Raw genomic sequence first — 8,212 nt, 5'->3', positions numbered from 1 at the left:
GCATGGCAATCGGCCCTTTTCGTCTTAACAGAAACTTATCAACACATTTTGATACAAACGATGAGAAAACCCTAATTCAGCTTGCTGACCCATAGCGCGGCCGCTTCCACCAGCTTCTGATGCGCATGCTGGAAGGCTTCTTCGCTCTTGCGGTAGGGATCGGGAATCTCTTCGCCCTGCCCGCCCGCCAGCCAGCGGCCGAACAGCATCGTCTTGCCACTGACTTGGGGGGCCATCTGGTTGATGGCGCGTCGATGGCCATCACTCATCACCAACACGAGGTCCGCGGCGTTCAGCATCTCCAGGGTGATCTGACGCCCGCGATGCTGCTCCAGCTCCAGCCCCGATTCTGCCGCCAGCTTGCCTGCCGTTGGCTCCACCGGGTGATCCACCAGTGCGCCCACACCCGCGGAATGAACCGTCTTGCCCGGTAACGCTTGCTTCAGCAGTGCCTCACCAACCGGACTGCGACAGATATTGCCGGTACACACCACCAGAATATTGTTGAACACGCGTCTTGCTCTCCTTTACTGACTTCCTGAAACCCGCTGACTTGGAACACGCCGTCGCGTTGGCGTTCACTATCGATCAATATCGGTATTGTCGCATGCTGCGACGCCGCGTACAGGGCTGCTGCACGCCAGCCGAGCTGAGCCATGAAAGCTGTGGAGAAAGCCGTGTGCATTTTCAGCAACACAGCGATGACACGCTGAATTGCCTTGCCTGCCTTGAAGACACGTGGACACATCACCAGAACTGGGTATGTAAGCCAACGCAGCCAACTTCCTGAGCGACCCCATGCGGGATGCACTGTTGAAGATGTCAAGGAGGCAAGATGAGCAACAAGACACTGACCGCGTCCAATCCGGCCAATGACAAGGTTCTCAAGGAATACGCCACGCTGAACAAGGAAGAGGTTCAGCAGACACTGGAGCAGACGCGCAAGGCGTACTCCACCTTCAGCCAGACGACCGTGAAGGATCGTGCGCAGCGCCTTACCGTATTGGCGGACCTGATTGATGAGCATCAGAAGGAAATCGCCACGCAGATCGCCCATGAGATGGGCAAGCCCTATGATCAGGGCATCAGCGAGACGCAGATTTCCTCCAGCATCGTGCGCTTCTATGCCGACAACCTGCCCAAGCTGATGGAAACCGAGCAGCGTGATGTCGACGGCGCCGTGCGTGCCAAGATCGTCAAGGACCCCATCGGCGCCGTCCTCGGCGTGATGCCGTGGAACTATCCGCTCTATCAGGTCATCCGTTTCGCGGCTCCGGCCCTGGCGGGCGGCAATGTCTGCCTGATGAAGCACGCCTCCAATGTCCCGGGCTGTGCCGATCTGATCACCCAGCTATTCCACAAGGCCGACTTTGAAGAGGGTATCTTCACCTGGTTACCGGTGGGCTCGGAGATGATCGAAGACATCATCAATGATCCTGTCGTGCAGGGCGTCACCCTGACAGGCAGCGAAGAGGCGGGTCGCAAGGTCGCCGAGCAGGCAGGCGCAGCGCTCAAGCCAAGCGTGCTGGAACTGGGTGGTATCGATCCGCTGATCGTGCTGGATGATGCCGACATCGAGCGTGCGGTGGATCTCGCCATCGCCGGGCGTTTCGACAACACCGGCCAGAGCTGCGCCGCGTCCAAGCGCCTGATCGTCGACAAGTCCCTCGCCGAGGACTTCTCCAAGCGCTTGATCGAGAAGGTCAAGGACATGCGCATGGATGACCCGATGAGCGAAGGGGTCGATATCGGCCCGATGTCTCGCAAGGACCTGCGCGATGACCTGCATGACCAGGTCCAGCGCGCCATCAAGGCAGGCGCCAAGCTTGAATGCGGTGGTGAGATTCCGGATCGTGACGGTGCCTGGTATCCGCCGACGGTGCTGACCAATGTCACCCAGGGCAATCCGGCCTTCGATGAAGAACTGTTCGGTCCGGTCGCCTCCGTGGTGGTCGCCGACAACGAAGCGCATGCCATCGAGCTTGCCAACGACTGCCCCTATGGCCTGGGCAGCACCGTGGTGGCCAAGGACGACGAACGTGGTGAATGCGTCTCTCGTCAGCTGCAGGCCGGCATGAGCTTCGTCAACCGTCCGACCACGCCCTTCGCCCAGCTGCCCTTCGGTGGTGTCAAAGGCAGTGGCTATGGTCGTGAGCAGAGCGAATATGGCTTCGGTGCCTTCATGAATATCCGCACCGTCTATGTCGCTGAACACTGAGTCGCTGAGCACTGAGTCCCTGAGCGCTGAGTCATTGCGCGTCAAGGCGTAACGTGACGCCAGCGACACTGCACAGCTGAAGAGACTGCAGAAGAGACTGCAGAAGAGACTGCGGCGGATGATGCGCTCCAGACCATTCGCGGCAACGAACAACGCCCCGCTTTTCAGCGGGGCGTTTTGCGTCAGGGATTCGCATGCTTTGCCTTGCGAGATCCCCCTCCCTCAACCAGCCAGCGCGCTGATCGCACTCATCACATCAGCGCGTCACGCAGCCCTGCAGGCATGCCTCGCCTTCCAGCTGAACCGTGACGTGTGAGATGTCATGGCCGTCGCGCAGATAGGCCTGAACACGCTCCAGCACATCGCCGGGTACACTGGTGGCGGCCACGACGACATGCAGACTGGCAATCGGTGATTGTGGCGTCAGCCCCCACAGATGCAGGTCATGTACGCTCTCCACACCCTCAAGCGCCAGGACGCCCGCCTGGATATCGGCGTGATCGAGCTGCTCCGGCGTGCCTTCCAGCAAGGTGTGCGCCGAACGCTTCACCAACGACCAGGCACCGCGCAATATCAGCACCGCCGCGAGCACTGACAACAGCGGGTCAGCCTGATTCCAGCCGGTAGTCATGATGATCAGCGAGGCGACGATGGCCGCCACCGAGCCGAGCAGGTCCCCCATCACGTGCAATACCGCGCCGCGCAGATTGAGGTTGTCCTGATCGCCCTGATGCAGGATACGAAATGCCGCGATATTGACGACCAGCCCAAGTACGGCGATGGCCAGCATCGGACCCGCCAGTACTTCGGAGGGCAGCCAGAGCCGCTTGATGGCGGCCACCACGATCGCCGCCCCAATCACCAGCAGGGTCAGGCCATTGACGAACGCGGCCAGCACCTGAAAGCGTGCATAGCCGAAGGTCAGCTTGCGGGTCGCCGCCCGATGCCCGAGGCGAAACGCGCCCCAGGCCAATGCCAGCGACACGGTATCACTGAGCATGTGCCCGGCATCCGCCAAGAGGGCCAGTGAGCCCGCGACCAGCCCGCCGACCACCTCCGCCAGCATGAAGCCGCCCGTCAGATACATCGCCAGCTTGACGCGTCGCTCGCTGTCGGCGGTCACCTCAGGCGCATGATCATGGTGGTGCCCGTGTGAATGACCGTGCGAATGATCATGTGAGTGGCCGTGTGAATGACCGTGTGAATCGCCATGCGAGTGCCCGCCTGAAGGGTCGTAGCCATGAGAATGATCGTGAGCGTGCTGCCCGGAAGGCTCATGCGAGGGTTCGCGGGCGTCATCTTGCGGTGTCGATGCCATTCAACCTCCGGCCATCTAATGAAAAAAGAAACGTGTCTGCATGATGCGCAGTGTAACGTCGAAAGTCGCGCGGCTTTCAAGACGCATTGGCGGATTTTCGCGTTCCGATAAAGGCCAGCAGCCACTGCGTCAGCTTGGTAGGATAGTTATCACTTGCGAAGCAACGAATAAAGGATTCCCGCCCTCCCCATGAGCCTCTCCTCCGAGACGACCCCCTCCCGCTCGCCCCTCAAGGCCGACCTGCTGCTCCTGCTGGTCACCATCATCGCCGCCGCAGGCTGGATATTCTCCAAGGAGGCGATGGCCGGCATGCCCCCTCTGCTGTTCATCGGCAGTCGCTTCCTGCTTGCGGGGCTCATTCTGGCCATCTTCGATGCGCGCTCACTGGGACAGCTGTCCACCGCGCGCAAGCTGCGCGCCAGCGGCGTCGGTGTCCTGTTCGGGGGCGCCATGGCCTGCTGGTCGCTAGGGGTCGCACTGTCTGATCAGCTGGGCGTGATCGCCTTCATCAACAGCTTCGGCATCCTGATGGTGCCGGTACTCGCGCGACTGCTGTTCAAGGACAGGCCGCCGCTGAGCACCTGGATCGCGCTGCCCACCGCCCTGCTCGGTTTCGCCCTGCTCGGCATGGGGCAGCCCGGCGCGACCGATGGCTTCACCATCGAGCCCGCCCAGTGGCTCATCTTCGGCGCCGCCTGCCTGTTCGCTCTGGTGTTCAACTTCAATTCACGCCTGGTGCGCAATATCCCGGCCCTGCCGCTGACGGCCATCCAGCTGATGACCACCGGCGTCACCTGCCTGATACTCTCGGCGCTCAGCGAGAGCTGGCCCGCCGGCATCAGTCTCGACATCCTGAGCTGGTTCCTGGCCAGTACCCTGATCGCCAGCACGCTGCGCTTCTTCCTGCAGATCTACGCACAGGGCCTGACCACCCCCAGTCACGCCTCGGTCATCCTGATGCTGGAAGCGGTCTGGGCCGCCCTGATGTCGGCTGCCTGGTTCGGTGAGCGCATGACCCTGATCCAGATGACCGGCTGCGGCCTCATCTTCACCGCCCTGTTGATCAATCGCTGGCAATGGATCTCACGCCTGTGGCGTCAGCGGCGAGTTGCCTCGTGAGAACAGCGTCCTGACTTGAGTGTCAGGCATGTCGCCACCATGTCTGACGCTTGAGCGTTCGACTTCCCGCCCCATTCTCTGCCACCGGAGCCACCATGATCCCCACGCTACTCGGCGCACTGACGCTGCTGATGGCAGCCTTCACCCTGCTGCCACTGACGCGTATTCGCCATTGGTCGGTGCGCATCATGGACTTCCCCCGTCTGCAGCTGGCCGCCTTGTGGGCGATGTTGTTGATCGCCGACCTCGCGGTGTCCCAGCTCTCCTTCGGGCTCAGGGTGTCACTGGCCGTGATCGCCGTGGCCGGGCTTGTCTATCAGGCACACTGGATCGTGCCCTATACCCGCCTCTTTCCCTGCGAGTCCGCGCGCACCAGACAGCACGACCAGAAGCGTCAGGTCCGCCTGCTCAACGCCAATGTCCTGACCAGCAATCACGACAGTGACAAGCTGCTGGCCATCGTCGAACGCGAACAGCCCGACGTGCTGGTGACGCTGGAATCCGATGACTGGTGGCAGCAGCGGCTCGACGTGCTCGAGGCGGATAGCGAGCAATACGGCTATACCCACACCCTCAAATGCCCGCTGGACAACCTCTATGGCATGCATGTCTATTCACGCCTGCCACTGCATGACGCCAGCATCGACTACCTGGTCGAAGAGGACGTGCCGTCGATGCATGCGCAACTGGAACTGGCCAGCGGTGATCGCGTGCGAGTGCACTTCCTGCACCCGGCGCCGCCCAGCCCGACCGAGAATGACGAGTCATCCGAGCGAGATGCCGAGCTGATCATCGTGGCGCGCAGCGTCGCCGACAGCCAGCAGCCGGTGATCGTCACCGGTGACCTCAACGACGTGGCCTGGTCTCGTACCACGCGCCTGTTCCGCAAGCTGTCCGGCCTGCTGGACCCCCGCGTGGGCCGTGGCATGTTCAACACCTTCCACGCCAACATTCCCCTGCTGCGCTGGCCGCTGGATCACCTCTTCCATAGCGGGCATTTCAGTGTGGTGCGCGTGGCGCGCATGGAAGCCTTCGGCTCCGATCATTTTCCGCTGCTCACCGAACTGGCGCTGACGCCCGCCCAGGACACCGGCGAGACGCTCGATGCCCCGGAACCGGACGCCGACGACCAGGCCGAGGCCAGCGAGACCGCCAGTGACGAGAATGTCAGTCAGCAGGACGTGCCGAAACCGGGTCGCTGAGCGCGACATGCCCGAGATGGCATTTGGCTGAATTCTCCAAAAGGTCCCAGACTGGCTGATGAGGGTTGAGCCATACGGGAGGCAGGCATGCGAGGACTCGACTGGCTGGGCACGCGGCTGGCGCGTCATCTCACGGCGCCGGGCAAGCTACCGGCGCATCGCGCCACCTCATCACCGGAAAAGCTGGCTGCCACCCTGCGGCGCGGCGATGTCCTGCTGGTCGAGGGCTCCTCGCGTATCAGCACCGCCATTCGCTACCTCACCCAGTCGACCTGGTCTCACGCCGCGCTCTGCGTGCGCACGCCGCTGGACAGCAGAGGTCGCCCGGTCAGGGGCGACTGCCTGTTGGAAGCGGACGTCTCCGCCGGGGTGCGCCGCGTCCCCCTCAACCATTACTGGCATCAGCACACGCGCATCTGCCGCCCGGTCGGACTCACGGAGGAGGAGATCAGCGTATTGATCGCCCATGCCGAGGCGCGCCTGGGCCATCAATATGACCTGCGCAACATCGTCGATCTGGCTCGCTATCTGATTCGCACACCACCGGTGCCAAGCCGCTATCGACGCCGCATGCTGGCACTGGGCAGCGGCGACCCGACCCGCGCGATCTGCTCATCGCTGATCGCCGAGGCCTTCCAGGCCGTGCGCTATCCCATCCTGCCAGACAGTGACGTCCTGCCCTCCAGCGACCCGGCATGCCTGCACTGCTATCAGGAGTTGCTGCATATCCGCCATCACAGCCTGTTTGCGCCCTGCGACTTCGATATCTCGCCCTACTTCGACATCATCAAGCCGACCCTGTGCGCCGGATTCGATCCCCATCGCCTGCAGTGGAGCGAACCGCCCGCCTGATCTGGTATGCTGCGCGCCATCCGCGGCCTTGCTGGCCGGCGCTGGTGCATCAGTTCTCCTGTGCCGACTGAGCCGCCTGCCGCCCTCTGACACTCTTCACGACCGGAACCACGCCCGTGACCAATAACGACATCATCCGTCGCCTGCGCTACGCGCTGAATCTCTCCGACACCGACATGATCAACACCTTCGCTGCCGCGGACCACGAGGTCTCACGCGCCCAGATCAGCGATTGGCTCAAGCGCGATGATGATGAAGCTCAGCAGCGCATCAAGGACATCGACCTGGCCAGGTTCCTCAATGGCCTGATCAACGTGCGTCGCGGCAAGCGCGAAGGCGCCCAGCCAGCGCCTGATAAGCGTCTCGACAACAACGTGATTCTGCGCAAGCTCAAGATCGCCTTCGAACTCAAGGATGACGACATGCTCGAGCTGCTGGCACTGGCCGGTTTCGAGCTGATCACCAAGTCCGAGCTGTCTGCCTTCTTCCGCAAGCCCGATCATCGCCACTACCGCGAGTGCAAGGACCAGATCCTGCGCAACCTGCTCAAGGGCATCGAACTGCGCCATCGTCGCCATGACCCCGAGACCGAGCAGCACGCCGTCGATCCGGTCTGATCAGACCCTGATGTGCTCTCAACAACAACGCCGCCCCGGAATCCGGAGCGGCGTTGTTGCATGGCGGCAATGGCGGTACCAACAGCGGCTCAGCATTCGCGGTTGGGGCGCCCTTCCATGGTGGCCAGGCGCGCCAGTAACGGTGCCATGCGGTGCTGACTCCCTTCCGCCGCCGCGACCAGCGCCGGCAATACCCAGGACGGCAGGTCAGGCATCAGACGGTAGTAGACCCATTGTCCCTGGCGGCGATCCAGCAGCAGACCGCAATTGCGCAACTGGGCCAGATGGCGCGATACCTTGGGCTGCGACTCCTGCAACACGTAGGTCATCTCGCATACGCAAAGCTCGCCTTCTGCATGGACAAGCAACATCAGCACAAGGCGTGTATCGTCGCTGAGGCATTTGAAAAGACGTGTCGGGGTCAGAAGAGACAATGCAGAATTCCACCTGATTCAATGATGTGAGCGTGCCGCCAACCACAGCTGCAAGCGCGTGCGAATTTCGTTCAAGGCGCGCCCATAGGACACGGCAGTATCCTCATTGCGCGGATCTTCGATATCCCAGAACAACAGCTCATCGGTCTGGCCATCCCACTGGCGACACTGTTGCTGCGCCTTCTGACACAGCACGATGACGGCATCGAAGGACTGAGAGCGGTAGCGATCGATCGACTCGCTCGCCAGACCTGAATTATCCACCCCGGCGCGCGCCAGAGCGTCCAACGCATGCTGCTGCGGGGCATCAGGCGCGACACCGGCACTGAAGGCGTCAAACTCGTCCCCCGCCATGTTGCGCAGCAATGCCTCCCCCATCAGGGAGCGGGCAGAATTGGCATTGCACAGAAAAAGCACTCGCTGTTTGGACATGACTCATCTCCAGAGCTGCA

At 62.1% G+C, this 8,212-nt stretch carries 9 protein-coding genes; 5 read left to right on the top strand and 4 right to left on the bottom strand.

The window, feature by feature from the left end; genetic code table 11:
* Window positions 1-71: 71 nt before the first annotated feature.
* A complete protein-coding gene (locus ACJJV2_RS07055) occupies window positions 72-512 on the bottom strand; it encodes a low molecular weight phosphotyrosine protein phosphatase (protein ID WP_405279399.1) in 441 nt (146 codons plus the stop codon).
* A 323-nt stretch (window positions 513-835) separates the two neighbouring features.
* On the opposite strand from ACJJV2_RS07055, the gene ACJJV2_RS07050 reads away from it, so the two are divergent.
* The gene (locus tag ACJJV2_RS07050) at window positions 836-2,218 is read left to right on the top strand and encodes an NAD-dependent succinate-semialdehyde dehydrogenase (RefSeq protein WP_405279396.1); all 1,383 of its coding nucleotides are present in this window, start codon (window positions 836-838) and stop codon (window positions 2,216-2,218) included.
* A gap of 256 nt (window positions 2,219-2,474) precedes the next feature.
* Here the strand turns inward: ACJJV2_RS07050 and ACJJV2_RS07045 are convergent, their stop codons facing one another.
* Entirely contained in the window at window positions 2,475-3,341 is an 867-nt protein-coding gene (locus ACJJV2_RS07045) for a cation diffusion facilitator family transporter (RefSeq protein ID WP_225346721.1), read from the bottom strand.
* A gap of 384 nt (window positions 3,342-3,725) precedes the next feature.
* Between ACJJV2_RS07045 and ACJJV2_RS07040 the strand changes: the two genes are divergently transcribed.
* From ACJJV2_RS07040 to ACJJV2_RS07025, 4 genes are all read left to right on the top strand, one after another.
* Entirely contained in the window at window positions 3,726-4,655 is a 930-nt protein-coding gene (locus tag ACJJV2_RS07040; RefSeq protein WP_405279393.1) for a DMT family transporter, read from the top strand.
* Between the two features lie 95 nt (window positions 4,656-4,750).
* Window positions 4,751-5,857, top strand: coding sequence for an endonuclease/exonuclease/phosphatase family protein (locus ACJJV2_RS07035; protein ID WP_405279390.1), 1,107 nt, complete (start codon window positions 4,751-4,753; stop codon window positions 5,855-5,857).
* A gap of 87 nt (window positions 5,858-5,944) precedes the next feature.
* Window positions 5,945-6,709 (top strand): YiiX/YebB-like N1pC/P60 family cysteine hydrolase, encoded by a 765-nt coding sequence (locus ACJJV2_RS07030; RefSeq protein ID WP_405279388.1) that lies wholly within the window; start codon window positions 5,945-5,947, stop codon window positions 6,707-6,709.
* 116 nt (window positions 6,710-6,825) lie between these two features.
* Window positions 6,826-7,326 carry a DUF1456 family protein gene (locus ACJJV2_RS07025; RefSeq protein ID WP_405279385.1) on the top strand — a complete coding sequence of 167 codons (501 nt, stop codon included), beginning with the start codon at window positions 6,826-6,828 and terminating at the stop codon, window positions 7,324-7,326.
* 89 nt (window positions 7,327-7,415) lie between these two features.
* On the opposite strand, the gene ACJJV2_RS07020 is transcribed toward ACJJV2_RS07025, so the two are convergent.
* Together ACJJV2_RS07020 and ACJJV2_RS07015 are read right to left on the bottom strand one after the other, a co-directional pair.
* A complete protein-coding gene (locus tag ACJJV2_RS07020) occupies window positions 7,416-7,751 on the bottom strand; it encodes a metalloregulator ArsR/SmtB family transcription factor (protein WP_276315240.1) in 336 nt (111 codons plus the stop codon).
* Window positions 7,752-7,778: 27 nt separating this feature from the next.
* Window positions 7,779-8,192, bottom strand: a complete 414-nt coding sequence (locus ACJJV2_RS07015) for an arsenate reductase ArsC (RefSeq protein WP_131432205.1) — start codon at window positions 8,190-8,192, stop codon at window positions 7,779-7,781.
* Window positions 8,193-8,212: the final 20 nt, after the last annotated feature.

The organism is Cobetia sp. Ld8 (genome assembly GCF_045066615.1).
GTDB lineage: Bacteria > Pseudomonadota > Gammaproteobacteria > Pseudomonadales > Halomonadaceae > Cobetia > Cobetia amphilecti.
Note: the sequence above shows the minus strand (reverse complement) of the source record. Positions and strands in the feature narration are given on the sequence as shown.